General features: G+C 42.5%; 21 protein-coding genes. 1 reads left to right on the plus strand and 20 read right to left on the minus strand.

Features of this window, described 5'->3' with window-relative positions; genetic code table 11:
* Positions 1–76 precede the first annotated feature (76 nt).
* The 11 genes from DYE48_RS08735 to DYE48_RS08785 all read right to left on the minus strand — a co-directional run bounded on the left by DYE48_RS08735 (position 77) and on the right by DYE48_RS08785 (position 13,106).
* Positions 77–895, minus strand: coding sequence for a 3D domain-containing protein (locus DYE48_RS08735; RefSeq protein WP_115823278.1), 819 nt, complete (start codon positions 893–895; stop codon positions 77–79).
* Between the two features lie 328 nt (positions 896–1,223).
* The gene (locus DYE48_RS08740; RefSeq protein ID WP_115823279.1) at positions 1,224–2,840 is read right to left on the minus strand and encodes an ABC-F family ATP-binding cassette domain-containing protein; all 1,617 of its coding nucleotides are present in this window, start codon (positions 2,838–2,840) and stop codon (positions 1,224–1,226) included.
* 81 nt (positions 2,841–2,921) lie between these two features.
* Positions 2,922–4,262, minus strand: a complete 1,341-nt coding sequence (locus DYE48_RS08745; protein WP_115823280.1) for a DUF2252 domain-containing protein — start codon at positions 4,260–4,262, stop codon at positions 2,922–2,924.
* Positions 4,263–4,323: 61 nt separating this feature from the next.
* Positions 4,324–4,536, minus strand: a complete 213-nt coding sequence (locus DYE48_RS08750; protein WP_089652505.1) for a cold-shock protein — start codon at positions 4,534–4,536, stop codon at positions 4,324–4,326.
* A gap of 76 nt (positions 4,537–4,612) precedes the next feature.
* Positions 4,613–4,813 (minus strand): cold-shock protein, encoded by a 201-nt coding sequence (locus DYE48_RS08755; protein WP_027954344.1) that lies wholly within the window; start codon positions 4,811–4,813, stop codon positions 4,613–4,615.
* A 250-nt stretch (positions 4,814–5,063) separates the two neighbouring features.
* Complete coding sequence (locus tag DYE48_RS08760; protein WP_115823281.1) at positions 5,064–5,561, minus strand: superoxide dismutase family protein; 498 nt, start codon at positions 5,559–5,561, stop codon at positions 5,064–5,066.
* Between the two features lie 157 nt (positions 5,562–5,718).
* Entirely contained in the window at positions 5,719–9,306 is a 3,588-nt protein-coding gene (locus DYE48_RS08765) for a dynamin family protein (protein WP_167449475.1), read from the minus strand.
* A 75-nt stretch (positions 9,307–9,381) separates the two neighbouring features.
* On the minus strand, positions 9,382–10,431 hold the full coding sequence (locus DYE48_RS08770; RefSeq protein ID WP_115823283.1) for a C45 family autoproteolytic acyltransferase/hydrolase: 1,050 nt from the start codon (positions 10,429–10,431) through the stop codon (positions 9,382–9,384).
* Positions 10,428–11,252, minus strand: a complete 825-nt coding sequence (locus DYE48_RS08775; RefSeq protein ID WP_115823284.1) for an alpha/beta hydrolase — start codon at positions 11,250–11,252, stop codon at positions 10,428–10,430. Before DYE48_RS08775 ends, DYE48_RS08770 begins: the two co-directional genes overlap by 4 nt.
* Positions 11,249–12,130, minus strand: coding sequence for a gamma-glutamylcyclotransferase family protein (locus tag DYE48_RS08780; protein ID WP_167449476.1), 882 nt, complete (start codon positions 12,128–12,130; stop codon positions 11,249–11,251). Before DYE48_RS08780 ends, DYE48_RS08775 begins: the two co-directional genes overlap by 4 nt.
* A gap of 13 nt (positions 12,131–12,143) precedes the next feature.
* Positions 12,144–13,106, minus strand: coding sequence for a P1 family peptidase (locus DYE48_RS08785; protein ID WP_115823286.1), 963 nt, complete (start codon positions 13,104–13,106; stop codon positions 12,144–12,146).
* Positions 13,107–13,181: 75 nt separating this feature from the next.
* On the opposite strand from DYE48_RS08785, the gene DYE48_RS08790 reads away from it, so the two are divergent.
* Positions 13,182–13,457, plus strand: a complete 276-nt coding sequence (locus DYE48_RS08790; protein ID WP_115823287.1) for an acylphosphatase — start codon at positions 13,182–13,184, stop codon at positions 13,455–13,457.
* Between the two features lie 36 nt (positions 13,458–13,493).
* Here the strand turns inward: DYE48_RS08790 and DYE48_RS08795 are convergent, their stop codons facing one another.
* From DYE48_RS08795 to msrB, 9 genes are all read right to left on the minus strand, one after another.
* Positions 13,494–14,234, minus strand: coding sequence for an SDR family oxidoreductase (locus DYE48_RS08795; RefSeq protein ID WP_089652513.1), 741 nt, complete (start codon positions 14,232–14,234; stop codon positions 13,494–13,496).
* A gap of 395 nt (positions 14,235–14,629) precedes the next feature.
* Positions 14,630–14,869 (minus strand): indolepyruvate ferredoxin oxidoreductase subunit alpha, encoded by a 240-nt coding sequence (locus DYE48_RS08800; RefSeq protein WP_089652514.1) that lies wholly within the window; start codon positions 14,867–14,869, stop codon positions 14,630–14,632.
* Positions 14,870–15,039: 170 nt separating this feature from the next.
* Complete coding sequence (locus tag DYE48_RS08805) at positions 15,040–15,588, minus strand: histidine phosphatase family protein (RefSeq protein WP_089652515.1); 549 nt, start codon at positions 15,586–15,588, stop codon at positions 15,040–15,042.
* Between the two features lie 82 nt (positions 15,589–15,670).
* A complete protein-coding gene (locus tag DYE48_RS08810) occupies positions 15,671–17,266 on the minus strand; it encodes an amidohydrolase (RefSeq protein ID WP_115823288.1) in 1,596 nt (531 codons plus the stop codon).
* A 169-nt stretch (positions 17,267–17,435) separates the two neighbouring features.
* Positions 17,436–17,639, minus strand: coding sequence for a DUF6501 family protein (locus DYE48_RS08815; RefSeq protein ID WP_089652517.1), 204 nt, complete (start codon positions 17,637–17,639; stop codon positions 17,436–17,438).
* A gap of 70 nt (positions 17,640–17,709) precedes the next feature.
* Entirely contained in the window at positions 17,710–18,309 is a 600-nt protein-coding gene (locus DYE48_RS08820) for an alpha/beta hydrolase (RefSeq protein ID WP_115823362.1), read from the minus strand.
* Between the two features lie 105 nt (positions 18,310–18,414).
* Positions 18,415–19,443, minus strand: a complete 1,029-nt coding sequence (locus DYE48_RS08825; RefSeq protein WP_115823289.1) for an AbrB family transcriptional regulator — start codon at positions 19,441–19,443, stop codon at positions 18,415–18,417.
* 90 nt (positions 19,444–19,533) lie between these two features.
* Positions 19,534–20,106: a TetR/AcrR family transcriptional regulator gene (locus DYE48_RS08830; RefSeq protein ID WP_115823290.1), complete on the minus strand. Its 573-nt coding sequence runs from the start codon at positions 20,104–20,106 to the stop codon at positions 19,534–19,536.
* Between the two features lie 66 nt (positions 20,107–20,172).
* On the minus strand, positions 20,173–21,132 hold the full coding sequence (gene msrB / locus DYE48_RS08835; RefSeq protein ID WP_115823291.1) for a peptide-methionine (R)-S-oxide reductase MsrB: 960 nt from the start codon (positions 21,130–21,132) through the stop codon (positions 20,173–20,175).
* Between the last annotated feature and the right edge of the window lie 38 nt (positions 21,133–21,170).

Genomic DNA, 21,170 nt, shown 5'->3' on the forward strand with positions numbered 1-21,170 from the left:
CCTGGTTAGCAAAATAAATCGCATAGAAAAACTCCTTTCTGAATCCACAGAAAGGAGTTTTCTATACTATATGAAATTAGTCTGCAAGTACTTGAACTTTAACTGATTGTCTACCAAAGTCAAGTGCATCTTCACGGGAAGGCATGAAAATATCGATACGGTTGCCGTTGATGGCACCGCCAGTATCTCCAGCGATTGCCGTTCCATAACCTTCGACATATACTTTAGATCCAAGTGGAATGACGTTCGGGTCTACAGCAATGACTTTTTGATCCGGGTTCGCACGCAAGTCGATTCCAGTAGCTGTTACACCGCTGCATCCTGTGCAGTAAGCGGTATAAGCCGTAGCTTCAGCCGTAAACTCTTTCACCACATCATTGCTTGTATCTTGGCTTGTGCTTGTTTGCGTTGCTGTTGATGTGCTGTTGCTTGAATTACTGCTAGAACTATTGCTTGAGCTGCTGTTCGAACTTGGAGCAGACGTTTGTACAGCTTGTCCATCAACTTTGAACTGGTCGCCAGGATGAATGAGGGTGGAAGTCAGGTTGTTCCACGCCATCAGCTGATCGACTGAAATATTGAATTTTTGAGAAATGGCGAACAACGTGTCTCCAGACTTCACTGTGTAAGTGGATGTGTTGGAAGACGTAGTAGATGAAGGTGTGCTGGATTTAGACTCATTAGCTACTTTTAATGTTTGATTTGGGTAAATAAGGTTTGAATTTAAACCATTCCATGTCTTCAAGTCTTGAACGCTGACGTCATATTTCTGGGAGATTCCCCAAAGAGTATCCCCTTTATCGATTTTATATTCCGTTTCGTGGGCACTTACCGTTGTGGCGAATGCTCCAGTTAATGCGACAGTTGCTACCACAGAAAATACAGTTTTTTTCATGAAATTCTGCCTCCTCTTGATTGGTCGATCCCTATGTATTTAGGTGATCCGTTCACAATTACAAGATTAACAGAATCTCAGGATAAATTAAGAACAAACAAGCAACAGTTTGTTTGCAAACATAACATCCATATTTCACAGCCATTACAAAAGGAGCATTTGCACCTTGAAATGGTCAAAAATGCCCTATTTCTTCTATACTTCGTCATTATTCAACAAAATAAATGTTTGCCTATTCTTAGATTTTTTACCCGAAAATGATAGAAAAAAACATATTCTAGCGAAAAAAAGCACAAATCCTAGTAGGATCTGTGCTTCTATCTCATTCTTATTTAGCTGCCACTTGCTTTTGAACGTCCGGGTCATTCAAGAACTCATCATACGTCATTTCTTTATTAACAATCTTACCATTTGGCGTAATTTCAATAATACGGTTGGCAATTGTCTGAATGAACTCATGGTCATGGGATGCAAAAATGACAGAACCTTTGAAGTTAATCAATCCTTTGTTCAAGGAAGTGATGGACTCTAGATCAAGGTGGTTTGTCGGTTCATCTAGAAGAAGAACGTTCGCACCAGAAAGCATCATTTTAGAAAGCATGCAGCGCACTTTCTCTCCCCCTGAAAGGACATTGGCTTTCTTAAGTGCCTCTTCACCTGAGAACAACATACGTCCAAGGAAGCTGCGTAAAAACGTTTCTGTTTCATCTTCTGGTGAATACTGACGCAGCCACTCGACAAGATTCAAATTCGAACCTTCGAAGAATTCCGAGTTATCTTTAGGGAAATAACTTTGAGAAGTCGTTACCCCCCATTTATAGGTACCTTCATCCGGTTCAACCTCACCCATAAGGATTTGGAAAAGTGTCGTTTTGGCAACTTCATTTGAACCAACAAGGGCCACTTTATCGTCTTTATTAAGGGTGAAGCTGACATTGTCCAATACTTTTTCGCCATCAACCGTCTTCGAAAGGTTTTCAACTGTAAGCAAGTCATTTCCGATTTCACGGTCCGCATTAAATGCAATGTAAGGATACTTTCTGGAAGAAGGTTGGATATCATCCAGCGTGATTTTATCTAGTAGCTTTTTACGTGACGTCGCTTGTTTGGATTTGGAGGCATTGGCACTGAAACGCGCAATGAACTCTTTCAAATCCTTGATCTTTTCTTCTTTTTTCTTATTCTGTTCTGAAGCCATTTTCTGCGCTAATTGACTGGACTCATACCAGAAGTCATAGTTTCCGACATAAACCTGGATTTTTCCAAAGTCAAGGTCTGCGATATGAGTACAGACATTGTTCAAGAAGTGACGGTCGTGGGAAACCACAATGACTGTATTTTCAAAATCAATCAAAAAGTCTTCCAACCATTGAATCGCTTTAATATCGAGGTGGTTGGTCGGCTCATCGAGAAGAAGAACATCCGGATTACCGAACAGCGCTTGTGCAAGAAGAACCTTCACTTTTTCCGACCCTTGCAGTTCACTCATTTTCTTATCATGAAGCTCTTCGCCAATGCCTAACCCTTTCAATAGACGGGCCGCATCAGAATCCGCTTCCCATCCATTCATTTCAGCGAATTCTCCTTCAAGTTCCGCTGCACGCATACCATCTTCTTCTGAAAAGTCGCCTTTCATATAGATGGCATCTTTTTCTTTCATCACTTCATATAGACGTGTATGACCCATAACGACGGTTTCAAGTACTTGATATTCGTCATATTCGAAATGGTTCTGTTTCAAGACGGCCAAACGCTGATCCTTCTTCAAACTTACATCACCTGTTTGAGCTTCGATCTCACCACTCAAAATCTTTAAGAATGTAGATTTCCCTGCACCGTTCGCGCCAATCAGCCCATAGCAATTGCCGGGGGTGAATTTTATATTTACGTCTTCAAACAACTTTTGGTCGCCGAATCGAAGACTTACATTATTTACTGTTAACATGTGATAATCCTCCAGTACTCTCGTTTCTATAACATAGAAATTATATCATTCTTGAGCGTTGTATGATAGCCGCCTGAGATATTAAAAATATCCACGCTCGCTTCCCCACTCAAGAAACAAATCATAATCTTCATATACCTTTTCTTCATAATGCTCGGCCCATAAACTGAGCTGCTGTCGGAACCTCTTTTTCTCAGTCCCGACCGCTTCCATAATGCTGTCTTCACTATGATAGTCGAGCATTCCTTCGTCAATATCCACATCAGCCCTTGCGTGGATTTTCGCACTCACTTTTGCCATCGTCTTTACTGTCTGTTTGACAGACTTAAGATCACTTAAATGCTTTTCTTTTACATCCTTTGAAAAAGGCGAGCGTTCCCGGACGTAAAAGTCTTTTCCGTCCATGGTGAAATATCCGAGAAATGGATCGGAAAGGTGGTGCATCGCCTGCTGGGTGTGAATGACTCTTCTTCCCTGGTGTTTGTGATTGTTCCAGAATGCCTCATCATAAGGAAAGAAGTAAGCAGGTACAGGAGTTCGTGCTTCTTTCGCTTCAAGGATAATATCATCCTCATGGTCTTCGTGACACTCGCCTTCAATGAGAATGTAATATCTTTTCAAACCTGTCGAACCGATTCCCGCTCCTGTCTTTTTGACCACATCTTTGATCCGGTAATAGTCCTTCGACTTCTTTTTCTTAGCGTCCAGAGAATGATAATAGTCTTCCCATGCTTTTTCTAACAATCGTTTTTCGTGTTTAGGAACAGAAGACAGCTTGTCCTTCCCAATATCAAAAGACCGAATGGAATCGTGGTTGATAATGGTCTGCTTTTCCAGTTCATGTGCCAAACTTCTTTGCTCCGCATTGTTTATCGCCTTTTTAACAGGACCTTTCGCGGACTCTTTCGTAAATTGGACTTTTTCCGGGCTTAATTCTCGATCATGGTAGGCTTGCATTTGTTTTAAGTACGTTTTCAAGTAACGATGGACCATCTGTTCTTTAGCCTCATCGTCATACGAAAGGGAATGCATCATCAGACGTATACTAACAACCATGCGTAAGACATCGTAAAGATAAGAACCAAGGTATCCTTCATCGAAGTCGTCCACATCAAAGACGATCTGCTTGTTTTCGTTTTGAAAAACACTGAAGTTGTTGAAATGTAAATCTCCCATGATCCATGTCGGTCTGTCCCCCGGTGTATGAAAGGTAAAGGGCAGGTCTGTCGTATCATGAAAGAACAGGTAGGCGCTTCCTCTGAAAAAGCTGTAAGGATCTGCTTTCATTTTGTTATATTTCTTCTTTCGCTCTTTCTCCGTTAATGCCATTATCTCCCCATCAAATTTGTCTAAAACAGTAGACAGCGAATTCTTTCTTAACATTTGTTTTGTTTCAAGCATCTGCTTTACTTTCTGGTCCATCGTCTCTCCTCCCTTAGATATAAGAAAAAGCGATTGCCTGAGAAGCAATCGCTTTTTTTTATTATGACTCTGCTTTATAGTATAAACTATTGTTTTCTACAACTTGAAGCACTTTGTTTTCTTCTTCCATATCACTTCCGCACATTGGACACTTCTTGTTATTATTGGTTCTGAAGTTGTCTCTCATCCAACAGTTGCAATCTTCGGATGTACAAACCCATATCTTCGTATCTTCTTCTTTGATCTCAGCCTGATTTTTCTTTCCGAAAGCCATCGGCGTAGCCCCCCCTTTAGAATGTCATGATATAAAAGAGACTGACCTTCAAAAGCCAGTCTCTTTCTATTTTTTATTATAGTTTCGTGACGTTTGCAGCTTGTGGTCCGCGATTTCCTTCTGTCACTTCAAACTCTACAGCTTGACCTTCCTCTAGAGACTTGAAGCCTTCTTCGTTGATCGCGCTGAAGTGTACAAATACATCGTCTTCACCTTCAACCTCGATAAAACCAAAACCTTTTTCCGCGTTAAACCACTTCACTGTACCTGTTTTCATAGGGATGGATCCTCCAATGTTTCAAAAATTAATATGCGTTTTGCAATAAAGAAAAAATCACATATTATAAAAAGTACCAATAAGATTGATCACTCTTTATAATAGGTGATTGGAAGTGCGAACTTCTGAATATTGGTAAATTTTATCCTTTTATTCACTATACTATGACTCACCGGTGAAGTCAAGCAGAGCGCGCTATTAACGTTACACGACTAGTATATACAGTGTGAAGGCGAATTATTCCATTAGATTATGATCTTTCTATGATGGCACAAGCGATTCGTTTTCCTGCATTTCCGCTTGGCTGGGACTCGTAGTCATCAGGCCCTTCATGGATAATCACCGATTTCCCGATAATGTCACCCACGTTAAAGCGGTCCGTGAAAAATATCATTCTTGCTCTTCCTTGATTGGAAAACAATACAGGGAAGTCTCCCGCATGATTCCCGTGCGGCTGCTCGTCTGGATTCCAGTGTCCCCCGGCAGAGGCGAAGGGATCTTTGCCGTCCCCGATTTCACAAACTCCTTTTTCATGGATGTGAAACCCATGAGGTCCGACCTGCTTTCCGTTTTTTGGCTTTTTGAAATCAGGCAGCCCTTCCACCTGAACAAAGACTTCGACTCCGTAAGGCATTTGGTAAAATTGGATGGTCCCTTTCAAGTTGGGAGCAAGTGGACTACTTAAAAATTTTGCCTGTGCCGTTTCAGAAGCATACGTTTGTCTATACGGGCCGTTTTGGATATACAATAAACAACATCCTCCTTTCTGTCTATTCTTATGACCTCCGCTTCGCCCTTAGACCAATGGAGTCAGTGCATAGCAAATCCCCCTTTTCCGAGGAGGAGGAAGTAATCCTTAGAAGAGGGGGATGCTGATGTATTACCTTATGTGTTGGTTCAGAGAATTAGAACTTCGGAATTTGAGAAAGGATGTGTTCAAGATCCTGGGTGTTTTCTGGTCGCTCAAGGTGGGATTGAAGCTGGGTAAAATGATCCGATACATCTTCTTTCCATATATACATACATTCCGTGTACCTTCTCCGCCATAACTCTGTATAATGATCGACAACTAATGATTCGAGCGTTTCCAATTGAGCTTTCAATTCTCTGGAAATGATGGCTGACATGGAATCCTTCATCTCTTCTTTCTCATTTCTTTCAAAAAAAGCTTTAGGGTTTCTGAACAATTTTCGCAGGCTTGCTTTTTCTTTTTCCTCCATGTCAACATGTCCACTGAGGATTGGAAGAGGAAATGTTCCTTCTTCGATCATCGACAGTTGAAGGGTCGGACGGATTTTATATAGATCACTTTCGATCCGTTCTTTCGTCTGATTCACTAACTGGTCCATGAAGCGCTCCATACGGACACAGACCGCTTTGACTTCCTGAAGCATTTCAAAACTCAATTCATCAAGGAGCTGCATCTGAGCAGCCTTCAATGACTCTTTGGCATCCCCATGGTTTTGAATGGTCGCTGGATTGAAATGACGCTTGAACAAATCATTGAAATTCAACATCATTCGTTCATGTACGTAGTGAATCTGTTTACCTGCTTTGTTATGGATGGCATCTTCCGCTCCCTGGTCGAAGCTCTTCTCAAGGGTCCCGGAAATGTGATGTTGTTCTTCTTTACTCTTCTTTATTTCTTCAAGGCGTTCTTGTTCACTTAGCTGACTTGCAGCGATGAAGTTCTCGACGACTTGCCTTATACTCTTAATATCTTCATCAATCGCATGAATCATCATTTGTGCGAGATCTTCATGAAGGAAGGAGTGAAAACTTTCTTCAAACGCTTGAATGCCTGAATCCATATCCTTGCCTTCCATCTTTTCTTCCAGTGCATGCAAACTCGAAATAGAGAAAAGTTTCGGGTGACGAATTTGGAATTCATTCAATTGCGCTCTCACATAAGATTCCACCTGTTTCCGTTCCTCGTCAGATGAGGCTAAATCGGCTGCATTAATGAGGAAGAACATTTTATCAAGAGTAAAGCTGTCCTTCACACGGCCTAGTTGTTTAAGGAACGTCTCATCAGCATGTGAGAATGGGTGGTTATAATAGGTGACAAATAAAACAGCATCAGAATCCTTGATGTATTCAAAGCTCACATCTGTATGACGCGCGTTGACGGAATCCGCTCCAGGTGTATCAACGAGAGTAACTCCCGCTTCCGTCCACGGACAGTCATAGAAAAGTTCCATAGACTCGATAAAGCAGGATTTTTCTTCCTTAGAAACATACGTAGAAAAATCATCCCATAAAACATCGATACGTTTCCCTAGATTCGGTTTCATACTCGGATAACCGTCTATGAAGGCACGTAAAAAAGAATGTTTCTTATGATCAAGCGCCTGCCAGTCTTTTTCTTTCAAGTTTTTAGTTTTCGTGTGTACATCTTGAAGGGTATGAGCCCTGAGATCAAGGTCCTCCAGAATAGGAGATAAATCCTCAAGCATCTCCGCTTCCATCTTCACATAAGCATCAATCGAGCGATCCGGTTTCTCCTTATTGGATGGAGATATTTTATTGATCGTCGCCGTGGTCGGATTGGGTGAAACAGGCAGGACCAGGTCTCCAAGCAAAGCATTCGCAAAACTGGATTTCCCCGCACTGAATGCTCCGAATAGGGCGATGGTATAATGTCTGTCATCCAGACGGTTCCGTTTTTTCTCTAATTGAGCATAAAGTCGCTTTGTACCTTCTAGTGAATGGATGTTTTTCAGTGTTTCATCCGCCCTGTGGAGCGCCTGTTCGATGGAAGATCCACTCTTTTTAGAAAGCGTAGGACGAGGATCAATCTCCTCTTCTTTAACGATCGAATGTTCAGCAGGAATTTCATCCGCACTCCTACGGATCACCTTCTCTTTCCGCTTCTTCCATGCATCCCTGATCCATAACGTATTTTCTTCCGTGCTTTCTTCTTTCAGATATTCTTCTAGGTTGTAACGGTATTCTTTGATTCTTTCATTTAAAACTTCTAGTTGTTTATCCATTTCTTGCTTTTTATCAGCCGCTTCAAAAACTTCTTTATGCTGTTCGACCATTTCTTGTTGATTGGCTGCAATTGCTACGAGGAATAAACGCTTCCATTCTTGTATGAAACGCCTCGCTTCCTTTTGGATATCTTTGGATACATCATCGGTGTAGCGTAAAACATAAGAACCTGTGACAGACGCCCCCCGTTCGACAAGCGCATATAACCGCTCCCTCGGATAATGGAAGGTCTCCTTTTGCACGTGTTCAAGAAGCTTCTGGTCACTGACAGAATAGTGTTCCATCAACTGAAGCATTCGTTCACGAAGCGGCCAGTACAGGTTTTTCTCCACAGACTCTGTGAGCTTCGTGTAAAACGCCTGTTCTCTTGCCAACCGTTCTTCTTCTGTTTTCTTTTGTGTAAAAAGAATTCCCACTTTAAAGTCCGGCTGTACGGACTCTAAATAAGCCTCTGCATATTCACGAAGAGCGCTCGGCATGAGGTAGGCGTTCGAAATGAATTGACTGACTCTCTCCTGAAAGTCTGCTTCTGCTTTTTCATGGAGAGCTTGTTGGTTTTCAAGTTCTTTGGAATGGAAAGGACTTTCATCGATTATTTCCTCCCAATTTTCCTTTTCTTCTCGAAGTTGTGCCATCTCATCTTCGAGCAAATCCGAATAATGCATCACCGCTTCTTCGGCAATCCATCCCACTTGTATTTCCGCTTGTCTCTCAAGTTGGGGTTTCGAAAGGAGAATACGGAAGTCTTCCTTCAACGCTTGAAACTCATTGAAAGGAAGGGAATAATCTCTCAAGGATGTGAAGTAGATTTCTTCAGGGGCAATCCCCCACTTTTCAAAGGCGTTCGTTACCGTTTTTTGATAGGTTTCAAAAGAAAGCTCTCTTTCTACATGTTTATCCACCTGGTTGATGACCACTGAAAAAGGTGTCTTACGACGCTGCATTTCCAATAAAAACATAAGATTCACTTCAGACTGGACATGGTTATAATCCATCACATAATACATGTAATCCATCAAATGAAGAGATGATTCGGTAATCAATCGGTCGGCGTCATTCGTTGAATCCACCCCGGGTGTATCGACGATCGATACATGGGGAGGCAAGGACTGCCCTGGTTGTGAGATTTCAAGTCCTGTAATTTTCTCCCCATCTTTACAGAGCGCTTTAATCGTTTCCAGATCGATACCCGCATCATACCGGACGACCGTTCCATCCTGGAAATGAACAAGCGTATAGGGATCGCCTGTCTTCAACCGGACAATATTCGCACTAGTGGGAATGGGGCTTGAAGGGAGAAGGTCATTATCTAATAACGTATTGATCAATGTCGACTTACCAGCTGAAAAGTGACCAGCAAAGCCGATCATCATTTCTTCATGAATCAACTTTTCATATAAATCCAATACCTTCTCTTTTTGTTCTTCATCTCCTTGATCTTTTAAAAAAGCGTATAAATTCTGAATTTTATCGATGCTTATATCTGTCAAATGGCTCATGTCTCGTCTCCTTTGCCGTACAATGTCCTCCCTCATTCTACTCTTAAGAGCTATGTTTCCTCAAGAGGGAGATACTCAAAACGATGGGTCATCCATATAGGGAATCGCTGCATCCGTGTTCAATTCCCCATAAACTCTATTTGGAAGAGCTGTTCTTTCATTCAGCCAATCCCGTAATGAAATCACGGATGGTACTGTATCTCCACCGAGTCCGAAATGAAGAGTTAATGATTCAGGACTGTAACAAGATGTATGGATCGTACCGGTCCATTGTTTATACCCATGAGAAAAGATCGGACCGTATGAGTCATTCAATAAATGAAAAGCCCCTAATTCATCAAGGATATAAGCTTGACGACTTTTCAGATCATCCAGTCTTTCCTGTGAATTGGACAGATGCCTGCGGTTTTCCTGGGCAATTTCTGTGAAGTGATTGGTACAAGCCAACCCCTCTTTCACGATGACCCCGCGAGGAGAGCCCTCAATAATTTTTGATGTGCCTTCTGCATCGAATACGACATAGTTAAACGAATGTCTATGAGGGAGTTTCTTTAATAAGAGAACCGCTTCGCTGGTTGTTTTGCATGTTTCTAAGACCATCCTAGTCAGCAGACAACAAATAAACCCGTCTTCCGGGTGAATTCTGTTTACGAAATTATATCCAATACAAAGTCCGTGTTCGTTCATCCCGTCTGTGCGTCCTATGATGCGTTGGGATGGGCCAATGCTCGCATAGCCATCTTTGGGCTGAAACAAAACTAAACGACCCTCATACGTTTTGGGATGGTAATCGTAATTTCTGGCAAAGTACCCGTTTCCCGTTAAAATGGAACAGCCTGAACCTTCCCAATCCTGCTGATACCCACTGTATTCATGAATGACTTCTTCCAACGACCATTGTAATCCTTCAGCAAGCCCCCTTAGCTCATCGAAAAGACCTTTGCAATAAAGGTCCATTTGTTCTTTAACAACTTGAATGTCCACATCGTATCGAAGCCTCGAGCGTCTCCGTCTTTGTTCATGATGTTTATATAACAGCGTACGTTTTAATTGTTCTCCTTGTTCGTACCCAAAGTCATCATAACGACCGCGAAACGCGATCAACTGGGAATAAAAAGGTTTCATTTTCCCGCCCATTCCTCATGCAACTGAGGATGATGAAGGATATGGTTGTGATCTGTTTCTTGAATGATGTGGACCTTAACATTCCAGTGCTCTTTCACGTAACGTTTGAACTCGTCATGTAATAGAACTTCATCCTTACTCCCGACATAAATGGATACTCTATCCTTTATATCACTCAGCAATTCTGGAGGGATTCTTTCGAGAAACCTCGAGGCAAGGAGCCGGAAACTCAAGGTTAGTTTTTCACTTTTGTTGAATTCGTCCGGAATCTCCGCAACTGTCCTGTCATTGAATCGATGGATATTCATCTTATACAAAGTCATGAGAAGCATGACTTTTTTGTCGAATACTGTATAATCCACATCAGTTCGATCAGTGGACTGTTCTGTCGCATCCTCATGGTACACAGGCAAAGTAGGATGGAAGAAGGGAGCGATAAACAAGTATTCACTGGCGGCCCTCTTGTTTTTTTGAATTAATCTTAATAGGTTGGCACATCCCATGGAGTGTCCGGCCAAGGTAACCTTTTCATATCCTTTCTTTTCAATGAAATGGATGAAATCGAATAAATCATCATCATACTGCCCTATATAATCAATGTCCCCTCTCTTTGGGCTCTTGTCGTAGCCTCTCAACACAGGGAAATAAATATCAGCGTAGCGTAGACATTCATCAGCAAACGCTTCATGATGATGAAACTCGGCCGTAATTCCGTGTACGATAATAATCGCTTCCTTGGAAGAGTCTCTTTTCTTAAGAACCGCATATTGCAAACGAGTAAAATCCCTGGCTATATAACTGGACCATTTGGTCTCTGTCATTCTTTCCATCCCTTTCTTTGCAGGTACGCTCTGAATTCAGGCACTTTCCATTCTTCCAAAAATTTATGTTCGATGGATTTCATATAATTTTCCGAGAGGTATTTTGATCCTCCGCGATGAATTTCTTCTGCATAATGAAAAGGAGGTGCGATTTCTGCTCGTTTTTCAATGACCGTAAACGAAAGGGCCTGGAAGGTGATTCCGTCGTCTCCTTCCACATGGACAATCGTTGGTCTGTAGACTTTCGTTTCTACCCCTTCCCTTTGATATAAATACTCACGTGCCTCTTTTCCGACTTCATAGACAACGCCTTCCACGTGAGCCCCGGGATCTTCGATAATGTCGGCTCTCGACCCGTCTTCAAAATGAGTGGAAAAAGCGAGCCTGTAATCGCTGAGCTTTCCTTTCCCTTTAATTGTAGTAAATAAATGGTCAACTCCATGGTCGCATAATCTGGAATTGTCCATACATGACCCGTAAGCAAAATAGTAGAGATGGTCGCTTTGAATGTACCGATGGACTTTCCAATCGTGATTGTGGACCACTTCCCCCTGTGCTTCACGCGGCCAATAATAAACAAACGCTTCCTTTACTCCATGAGGTGTGGAAACTTCGCACGTCTCTCGCACGAAATAAGGGTCCTCCGTTTCTTTGGAATAGCCTTCTAATTCATCCAATTCCTCTAGTAAAGACGATGGAATATCGTACAATTCTCCATAGGTGATCTCCTGTGCATCTTTTAGAAGAAGGGGATAATAAGAGTGACCCGTATATAACGTTCCTTTCACAAAAGCCTGTTCAGAAAGCAACGTCGCTTCTTTCATATAATGATGATTTTCCTGATTCTTGCAAAGTGAACCGTAAACAAAAACCTTCATTTCAATGTTCCTCCTACTGTAAATCTTTAGCTGATAAGAAACTCTTTGTTGATTTTGCATGAGTCACTGCATTTAGGACCGCTCCTTCAACAGCTCTTACAGCCATGACTCCCAGGCTGTTGTAGTCACATGTTACTTTTCCTGCCCCCGCAAAAAACATCGTATCTCCATCAACGAACGTATGGGAAGGACGGATGGTACGGGAGAGCCCGTTATGCGACATGTCCGCAAGTTTATTTGCTGCTGGTTTATCTACCTTCGCATTCGTAACGACGGCTCCGATGGTCGTATTCCCACGAAAGCGATTGGTCTGCCCCTCCATGATTTGACTCATCATGACTTCTTCACTATTTAAAAAATTTCCGTCTTTTTGCAAACCGGCGATGATTTGGCCAGTTTCAGGGTTGATGACATCCCCAAAACAATTAACAGCGATGACAGCTCCCACTTTCACGTCTCCGATCTGAATGGCATAGTGCCCCAATCCGCCTTTCATGCTAAAAGAAGGTCCTTTCCCTTTTCCAACAGTTGCCCCTGCACCAGCACCATAATTCCCTTGTTTCAAATGGGAATGCTCAAAGGCGGATGCTGCAGCTTTAAACCCCATTGTAGCATCCGGGCGCATCCCTTGGTCACCTTCTCTTAAATCAAATAAAATGGCACCTGGGACGACGGGTACTCGAGTCACCCCTACATCAAAACCGGTTCCTGCCTTTTCCAAATATCTCATCACTCCCGCTCCAACATCCAGGCCAAAGGCACTGCCTCCAGACAAAAATAGGCCGTGAACCTGCTGAACAAGATTTTCGGATTTCAACGCATCGGTTTCCCTCGTACCAGGTGCCCCGCCCCGGACATCCACACCTGCCGTGGCGCCATCTTGACTCAGGATGACTGTACACCCTGTGTGATGATCTTCACTTTCTTTTTGACCAAAAACAAATCCCTCAATTTCCGTGATATCGATCTCTTTCATATAAATCCACTCCTTCTAAAGGTTTGCCGAATTCTATTTATGGGGAAACAAGAGGATAGATGAGGAGGTGGAAGAATGGAGAACAATCAAATAACTGTTCACGGCCGCGTTCAAGGAGTCGGTTTCCGTGCTGCTACCAAACAGATCGCTGAACAGATCGGTGTTTCAGGATGGGTGAAAAACCAGCCAGATGGTACCGTTCTTATTGAAGCGGAAGGAGAACATGGAAAATTACAGGAGTTCATAAAAAAAATCGATGAGGGCCCTACGCCATTCAGTAAAGTGGAAGCTCTCGACGTTAAAAATAAGGGTAAAATCAATGACTATAAAAAATTTAAAGTCGTACAATGAAGATGACCGCACCCCTGCGGTCATCTTTTTTTCCATTTACTTTTGATGCATGGGACGAACGATGACTTCATTCACATTAACGTATGACGGCTGAGTCACGGCATAGGCGACTGCACGGGCAATGTCATCGGCTTCCAATGGATCCATACTACGGTTTTTGAACATTTCAATAACATCTCCGTCCGTAATGTGGTCAGTCAGCTCTGTATCCACCGCCCCAGGTGAAACGTTCGTCACCCGGACTCCCGATTTAGAAAGTTCTTTTTCCATTCCCATCGAAAGAGCTTTTACAGCATATTTTGTCGCGCTGTAAACGGTACTGGATGGAAAAACTTCATGACCCGCAACAGAAGAAACATTGACGATATGACCGGACTCCTGTTCAATCATCGTAGGCAAGCTTGCGTGGATGCCGTATAAAACCCCTTTTATATTAACATCAACCATCTGTTCCCATTCATCCACATGGTCATTCTTTAAGAAGGAGAGCAGCATGACTCCTGCATTATTAATGAAAAGGTCCACCGTATTAAACGCTGATTTCGTTTCGGAAACGAGCTTCTCTACATCTTCTCGTTTCGTCACATCTGTTTCTATAACTTTTGCTTCGACATTGTATTGTTCAGTAATTTCTTCTGCCAGTTCATTCAATTTTTCTGCTCTTCTAGCTGCTAATACGACATTCGCACCCTCATTTGCTAAATGATGGGCAATCGCTTTGCCGATTCCGCTGCTTGCACCTGTTATAATCGCTGTCTGGTTTTTTAGATTTGTCATGAATTATGTCCTCCCTTGTAATCATTCCTTTTCTATCTACCCTGCATAAAGAAAAATTATTCACCCAAGAACCAACTGGCTCAAAAGGCAGCGTAACTATTCGGCTATATCTCAGGATAGTTGAAGACCTGATTTCCAGATGTTTTTGGAGAGGATGGGAAGCTGCGAGACTCCCGTGGGAGAAGGAGATAGGCGTTAGCCCGAGGAAGCTCGCCACTCCCCCACAGGAAAGCGAGTGGCTTCCCAACCACCCCCTGACTCCAAATACGGCAAACGAACCCCGGTTAACTCGAAGCCGAGTCTTCCACAGTCGGGAGCTTTAGTGAAAGAAGGAAAGTAAAGGGTGGTATGAAAAAGACCGTCTCTTTGGGAAAGAGACGGTCTGGTTATGATACTTATTGTTCTTCAAAGAACTTACGGTTAATCTCGATGTATGGAGTTTCTTCTTCTGGTACCTCGTCCTCGATATAAATCGCTTCAACTGGACACACCGCTTCACACGCACCACAATCTATGCAAATCGCAGGGTCGATATAGAACATATCTTTCCCTTCTTCGATACAATCAACTGGGCACACATCCACGCATTCTCCAGCTTTTTCATCTTTACAAGGGGATGTGATTACAAAGGCCATATCTATTTCTCCTCCTTTTATAGAATTTCGTGTGCTTATAAAATACTATTCACCCTTATTGGCTAAGATAAACACCACAATATACTATAACGATTTTGATAAAAAATCGCAATTCCCGTAGTCGTTCGACCATTTTCGCATCGAACTGAAAAGAAAGGGAAAGAATGAAGTCAGTCTTCCCAAATACGTTCGACAGTATATTCTCCGCCTTGTTTTTGCACAAGAAAAACATCTGGACGGGAGAGACGCTTCCATTCATAAAAACCGATTTCACGGTTATATTTTTGCAGTAATAAGGCGAGCAAGTTCCCATGAGTAACAAGGAGAACGTTCCCACAATCTTCATTTTCAAGTTCGTCAATCAGAGAAAGGACACGTTTTTTCGCTTCAGTAGAAGATTCTCCTCCCGTTAATTTCAGCTCAGGATCGACAAACGTATCATGAAGGACTTCTTCCCAGTCATCCAGTGGTTCACGGCTGAGGACACGCTCCTCTAAGCGGTCATCCATTTCGATGGTTACATTATTTTTTCTGGCAAAAGGCTTGATCGTTTCAATCGCCCGCAAATACGGACTAGATAGGATGCGGTCGATGCTGTGCCCGTAATTCTCTAAAAAAGTCGCGAGCATTTGGGCCTGCCTGATGCCCGTCTTCGTCAGCGGGGAATCTTCATGTTGACCTTCTGTTTCACTGTGACGCACTAAAAATAACTTCTCCATTGCTACCCATCCTCCCCTTTCCATCACTTATGTCCATTATGGCTGATGGAACGAGTGTTGACAAGGAAAGTTGTAGAAGACATCACTTCCGATAGACACACTTTCCTCTATGCCACGTTTCCAGTACTTTTATATCCTTCAACTTTTCAGGTTCTATTTCCTCTGGATGCTTGTCTAGAATTAGAAAATCAGCTTGATAACCAGGTTCTATTTTACCCTTTTCTTCTTCTTTATATTCGAGCTCCGCTGGAGTTTGTGTAAACCCTAGGAAGGAATCCTTTAGGCTCAATCTTTCTTGCGGCATCCAGCCGCCTTCAGGGTTTCCATTAAGGTCTGTCCGATTGACAGCCGTAAATATGGTCGTGAAAGGATTCAGCGCACCGATGGGAAGGTCAGAGCTCAACGTTAATGGAATATGCTCTTTCAAAAGGCTTTGATACGCATCACAGTAAGGCTGAAGGCTTTCCGGTGTCCATTTCCCTTTTTCACTCCATTCATCCAGAAGGAAAGAAGGTTGTGTTTCAATGTAAGGTTTCAACTCTCTCAACCTGGCAATCAGATCGGGAGCAAGCGTCTGGGCATGGATGATCCGGTGTCGTAAACGTTTCGTAGCCTCCTTGGATTTCTCAAGGGCTGTGATCGCCTGTTCAACAGCTCGATCGCCGATCGCATGCATAGCAACCTGCATATTATTGTCGCTTGCATATTTGACCATCTCATCGAGCTGTTCTTGAGTATAAATCAAACGGCCGTCCGCACTTGGTTCGACAGGGTAGGGATTCCTCATGGCTGCTGTATAAAGCCTCTGAGTACCATCCAAGAAAATCTTGAAAGATCCTACCGTGACTTGAGGAGTTCCGTGGCCTGTGCGAAGATCATTCTCTGCACAATATGTTTTCATGTCATGGATATTGAACACATAATGATGAAGCTGGGCATCGATCGGCAAGGCTTCTTCTTGTTCCAATTCTGTGTAAGCCTGCCACAACCGTTCATAAGAACCGATAAAATTAATATCATCTGTATGAACAGATGTGATGCCATGTTCGCTAAGATGAGGCAGCGCTTTTTTTAAGGCTTCTTTTGCATCTTCAGCAGAACGTCCCCAAAAATGGTGTTTGATGTAATGAACCGCCGTATCTTTGAAGCGGCCATTCCAGTGACCATGTTCATCTTTTTCTTTGAATTCATCTGGCTCTTTCTTAAAGTCCTCTTCTTTTTTCAACAATTCCATTGCTTGTTCACTGATGACACATTCATGCCCATCCTGATGCATGAAGTACATATATGCATTCACTTGAATTTCATTTAAATCTTTTGCTGTTAACAGGTGGTCGATATCATCAAAGTTTCCATCATTGAATCCTTTTCCAAAGATCCAATCGTACTGTTGAAGTTCATCATAATGGTTCTCGACAACAGCTTTCATTTCTTCCCAGCTCGTTACTTGGGTAAGGTCTAATTCTTTTTTTAACAGCCCGTAACGGAGCAGGTGCATATGACTATCACTGAAGGAAGGAGAAAGGACTCGTCCTCTTCCATCTACCACAGCTTCCTCTCCATTGTAAGGCGAGTCATAGATGGCTTCAATCTTCTCCCCTTCCACTTTAATCGCATAAGTGCGGTTACTCTCATAAGTTTGATAAGGCTGGTAGATCCTAACGTTATCCAAAATCATGGCATACGCTTCCTTTCGAGAACTTTTTAATTACCCTTACCCCACTTAATCTTTTGTATAAACATGAGAACAAATCCCTATAGTAAAGATTTTATTTTTCGAGAGGGATTTGAAGGAGATTTTCAGCCATACAAAAAGCCAGGGATCAAGTCCCTGGCTTAACAGTCAATTATACCTCTTTGAAGTACTCCTTATAAAAACCGCCCATGCGGCCGGAATTATCAATGACAAAGTAAAACTCTTCACTTTCGTTTTTTACATCATACACCTTGCCTGGAGTTAGTACATTGTTCACGACGAATTTTTTTGCATCGTTATGAACACATTCGATTTGTTTGATGGTTTCATTGTTTTCCCAGTTTTTGTGAATCATAGGACATCCTCCTTGGTTTCTGTGTACCTATCATACAATGAACAAAGGGATGACTCAATATTATAGACGATTAAAATTGGCCTTTATACCAATCTGCCGCTGTTTTCACTTCATTTTCTGTCAATTGATGTCCCATACGCTCCCAATGGACGGTGACATCCGCTCCAGCCTCAGTTAATAGCTCCTCTAAATCTTTTGTTTCTTGAGATGGACAGATCGGGTCATTTTCACCCGCACCGATAAATACGGGAAGTCCTGATTGGTTAGGGAGTTCAATACCTCTCCGCGGCACCATCGGATGGAACAGCAAAGCTCCCCGCAAGCTTTCTTTATAATGAAAAAGAAGGCTTCCTGCGATATTCGCTCCATTGGAATATCCGGCAGCGATAATATGGTTACGATCGAACCCGTACTCTTTACTGGCCTCATCAAGGAAAGCGTTTAGTTCATCCGTTCTTGCAATCAAGTCCTCTTCATCGAAGACTCCTTCTCTTAGACGTTTGAAAAACCGTGGCATTCCATTTTCCGATACATTCCCTCTTACAGATAGAACAGATGCATCCGGGTCAATCATCTTTGCTATAGGCAGCAAATCTTGTTCTGTTCCCCCTGTACCATGAAGAAGCAACAAGGTCCGTTCTGAATTACCTTTTTGGAAAATATGTTTCATATTCATTGTGCTTCATCCCTTCCGTTCTAATTTACATAATATTTTTATGGAAAACTAATCTCAACCTACCTTCATTTTATCTTTAATTCGAGATAATGTCAAAACTCATGTTCTTAGTTTTTTGAACAACCAGGGGAGCAGGAGTACGATCATCAATAAACGAATCGTCTGCAAAGAGCTCACTATGGCAGGCTCACCCCCAGTTTGCTCAGCAGTGATGGCCATTTCTACAAGGCCGCCAGGTGCCAAGGCCAAAACTGCTGTCTTTATGTCCATGGTTGTCCACCAGCTTAATACAAAGGCCATCGCAATTCCCACTCCAATCATGGAAACAGCCAAAACTAAGAAAGCAATGCAGGTCTTTCCAGCTGAAATGATCTCTCTTAAAGAAACCGTATGTCCTAAGTATGTGCCTAAGAAAAATTGAGCAAGAGTAAAAATTATGCCAGGTAAGGGATAGAAAGGGACACCTGCTGTCTGTAATGAACCTATAATAAGCATGGGTATGATGACGAGCGAAGCAGGGATCCAGTCTCTCACCTTCCAGGCTATGAAAGAAGTTACGAAATATAAAGGAATGGTAAAATAAGAGCCTTTATTCACCCCTTCCGTTACACCAGCAACGACAGCTGTTGAAACATCGAAATTTCCATGAGTGACGTAAAAAGGAATGATAAAAAGAACACTGATCAAACGTAACGTATGAAATATCGTCACAAGCGCGCTATTTCCTTTCATAGATTCACTAACGGCAATCATGGCAGACAGCCCACCTGGAGAACTTCCTACAAGCGCGGTCGTTTTGTCTACAGTCCCAAACTTGGCTATGTACAAACCGGCTACTAAGCTGAGTGTAATCATTGCTGATGTAAGAATGGTATAAGGGAAGAGATAAGGACCGATAGAACGAAACGTTTCCGCACTGAATGTAAGACCAATCTGGATTCCTAGTAGAACAAAGGCGATGTTTTTTGCTGCCGGTACAGTTTCCGATTCCAATGCCGTGAAGTATTTAGCGAGTACAACGAACACGACCGGTCCCAATATCCATGGGATCGGGATGTTCAAAAAATCGAACAAAAGACCGCCTGGCAATGCGATCAAATAAGTTTTCATTTTGTTCGAAGGTTTCATGGAGCCACCGCTCCTTTCAGAAAATCTAAAAAGATCAACGAAGAATGAGAGGAATATAAGAAACCGCTCCCCATTCGGGAAGCGGTTAAGCTATTCGTTTTTAACACCATATTCGATCATTCTAAAAAGTTGATCCGTCATTTCTTTCACTCCATATTTATGCCTGGTAGGAAATAATATGGAATGGAAAATGAGATCAGCAACCATCTCGCTTTCTATATTATCTTTCCATATGCCTGTTTTTTTCGCATCATCGATCCAATCCAACATTTGGTTATACGTTCCCATTAGATCTTCATGGATTTTTGTGCGATAGAATAAGGCTAAGGTCTGATCACTATTTTGCAGTTCCCGGATCATCTGATCAATATGATGGGTTTCTGCATGGTCAAGAAAAATGTATAGAAGACTGTAAAGCTTTTTATTTGGCGCTTCCTCTTCCGGAATCGCTTCGATTTGTTTGGTCATCTCTTCCATCATGTTTCTCATGTAAGAGAGAATGAGGTCTTCTTTATTTTTAAAATATTCATAGAGGGTACTTCTGCTCACCTGGAGCTCCGTCGAAAGTTTTTTAAAATGAACCCCGTGGATCCCTTCTTTCCTGAGCAAAACACCTGTCTCTTTTAGAATTTCTTCTTTTGTAAGAATTCGTTTTCTTCCCAATTCGGTACCTCCTCAAGCTTCCTTCATTATATCATCATCAAAGGAAAGAGGGGGACCCGAAGGAACTCATTGAAAAAGGTACGTCAAATATCCATATCCTCTTTCTTCCATCTCTTCTTTAGGGATGAATTTCAATGCAGCAGAATTGATGCAGTAACGCAATCCTCCCTGATCTTTAGGTCCATCTTCGAACACGTGGCCGAGATGGGAGTCCGCCCGGTCACTTCGAATTTCCGTACGGAACATTCCGTGAGACCTGTCAACTTCTTCTTTCACCTGCTGGTTTTCAATAGGTTTCGTAAAGCTTGGCCAACCACAGCCTGCATCATACTTATCCTTGGAACTGAACAATGGCTCGCCCGAAACAATATCAACATAGATGCCGTCTTCTTCATGGTCATGAAACTCATTTTGAAAAGGCCGCTCGGTTGCATTTTCCTGTGTGACTTTATACTGGATGTCGGTTAAGCGTTGCTTTAGTTCTTCCTGGTCTTTTTCATAACTCCAGCGATCTTTAATGAAATCAGCTCGCCCGGATCCTTTCTTATACCGTTTGTAATGAAAACGATTCTTTTTATAATAATCCTGATGCTTGTCTTCTGCGGGATAAAACGTTTCAGCCGGCAAAATTTCCGTTACAATCGGGTCCTTGAATTTTCCAGATGATGCAAGCTCATTTTTACTCTTTTCAGCCACTTGCCTTTGTTTCTCACTGTGATAGTAGATAGCTGTCGTATAGGAGTGGCCTCGATCGGCGAATTGACCTCCGGCATCGGTGGGGTCGATTTGCTGCCAGAAAAGCTCAACCAGTCGCTCATAAGGGAAAATAGCCGGATCGAAAGTGATTTGTACCGCTTCCCTGTGACCCGTCGTTTCCGTGACCACCTGCAAGTAGGTCGGGTTTTCTGTATGTCCCCCTGTATAGCCTGATACAATGGATTCGATTCCAGGGCGTTCATCAAAAGGTTCGACCATACACCAGAAGCATCCCCCGGCAAATGTCGCTTTTTCTAATTGTGTACTCAATATATAACCTCCTAAGGCATAGGTGCTCATTTCTATAA

The sequence above is a fragment of the Halobacillus trueperi genome, assembly GCF_003386945.1.
Taxonomy (GTDB): domain Bacteria; phylum Bacillota; class Bacilli; order Bacillales; family Halobacillaceae; genus Halobacillus; species Halobacillus aidingensis.

What these genes read in the sequence shown, in the direction of transcription:
- DYE48_RS08735 (WP_115823278.1), bottom strand. Translation starts at nt 895, where the DNA reads ATGAAAAAAACTGTATTTTCTGTGGTAGCAACTGTCGCATTAACTGGA.
- DYE48_RS08740 (WP_115823279.1), bottom strand. Translation starts at nt 2,840, where the DNA reads ATGTTAACAGTAAATAATGTAAGTCTTCGATTCGGCGACCAAAAGTTG.
- DYE48_RS08745 (WP_115823280.1), bottom strand. Translation starts at nt 4,262, where the DNA reads ATGGACCAGAAAGTAAAGCAGATGCTTGAAACAAAACAAATGTTAAGA.
- DYE48_RS08750 (WP_089652505.1), bottom strand. Translation starts at nt 4,536, where the DNA reads ATGGCTTTCGGAAAGAAAAATCAGGCTGAGATCAAAGAAGAAGATACG.
- DYE48_RS08755 (WP_027954344.1), bottom strand. Translation starts at nt 4,813, where the DNA reads ATGAAAACAGGTACAGTGAAGTGGTTTAACGCGGAAAAAGGTTTTGGT.
- DYE48_RS08765 (WP_167449475.1), bottom strand. Translation starts at nt 9,306, where the DNA reads ATGAGCCATTTGACAGATATAAGCATCGATAAAATTCAGAATTTATAC.
- DYE48_RS08770 (WP_115823283.1), bottom strand. Translation starts at nt 10,431, where the DNA reads ATGAAACCTTTTTATTCCCAGTTGATCGCGTTTCGCGGTCGTTATGAT.
- DYE48_RS08775 (WP_115823284.1), bottom strand. Translation starts at nt 11,252, where the DNA reads ATGACAGAGACCAAATGGTCCAGTTATATAGCCAGGGATTTTACTCGT.
- DYE48_RS08780 (WP_167449476.1), bottom strand. Translation starts at nt 12,130, where the DNA reads ATGAAGGTTTTTGTTTACGGTTCACTTTGCAAGAATCAGGAAAATCAT.
- DYE48_RS08785 (WP_115823286.1), bottom strand. Translation starts at nt 13,106, where the DNA reads ATGAAAGAGATCGATATCACGGAAATTGAGGGATTTGTTTTTGGTCAA.
- DYE48_RS08790 (WP_115823287.1), top strand. Translation starts at nt 13,182, where the DNA reads ATGGAGAACAATCAAATAACTGTTCACGGCCGCGTTCAAGGAGTCGGT.
- DYE48_RS08795 (WP_089652513.1), bottom strand. Translation starts at nt 14,234, where the DNA reads ATGACAAATCTAAAAAACCAGACAGCGATTATAACAGGTGCAAGCAGC.
- DYE48_RS08800 (WP_089652514.1), bottom strand. Translation starts at nt 14,869, where the DNA reads ATGGCCTTTGTAATCACATCCCCTTGTAAAGATGAAAAAGCTGGAGAA.
- DYE48_RS08805 (WP_089652515.1), bottom strand. Translation starts at nt 15,588, where the DNA reads ATGGAGAAGTTATTTTTAGTGCGTCACAGTGAAACAGAAGGTCAACAT.
- DYE48_RS08810 (WP_115823288.1), bottom strand. Translation starts at nt 17,266, where the DNA reads ATGATTTTGGATAACGTTAGGATCTACCAGCCTTATCAAACTTATGAG.
- DYE48_RS08815 (WP_089652517.1), bottom strand. Translation starts at nt 17,639, where the DNA reads ATGATTCACAAAAACTGGGAAAACAATGAAACCATCAAACAAATCGAA.
- DYE48_RS08820 (WP_115823362.1), bottom strand. Translation starts at nt 18,309, where the DNA reads ATGAAACATATTTTCCAAAAAGGTAATTCAGAACGGACCTTGTTGCTT.
- DYE48_RS08825 (WP_115823289.1), bottom strand. Translation starts at nt 19,443, where the DNA reads ATGAAACCTTCGAACAAAATGAAAACTTATTTGATCGCATTGCCAGGC.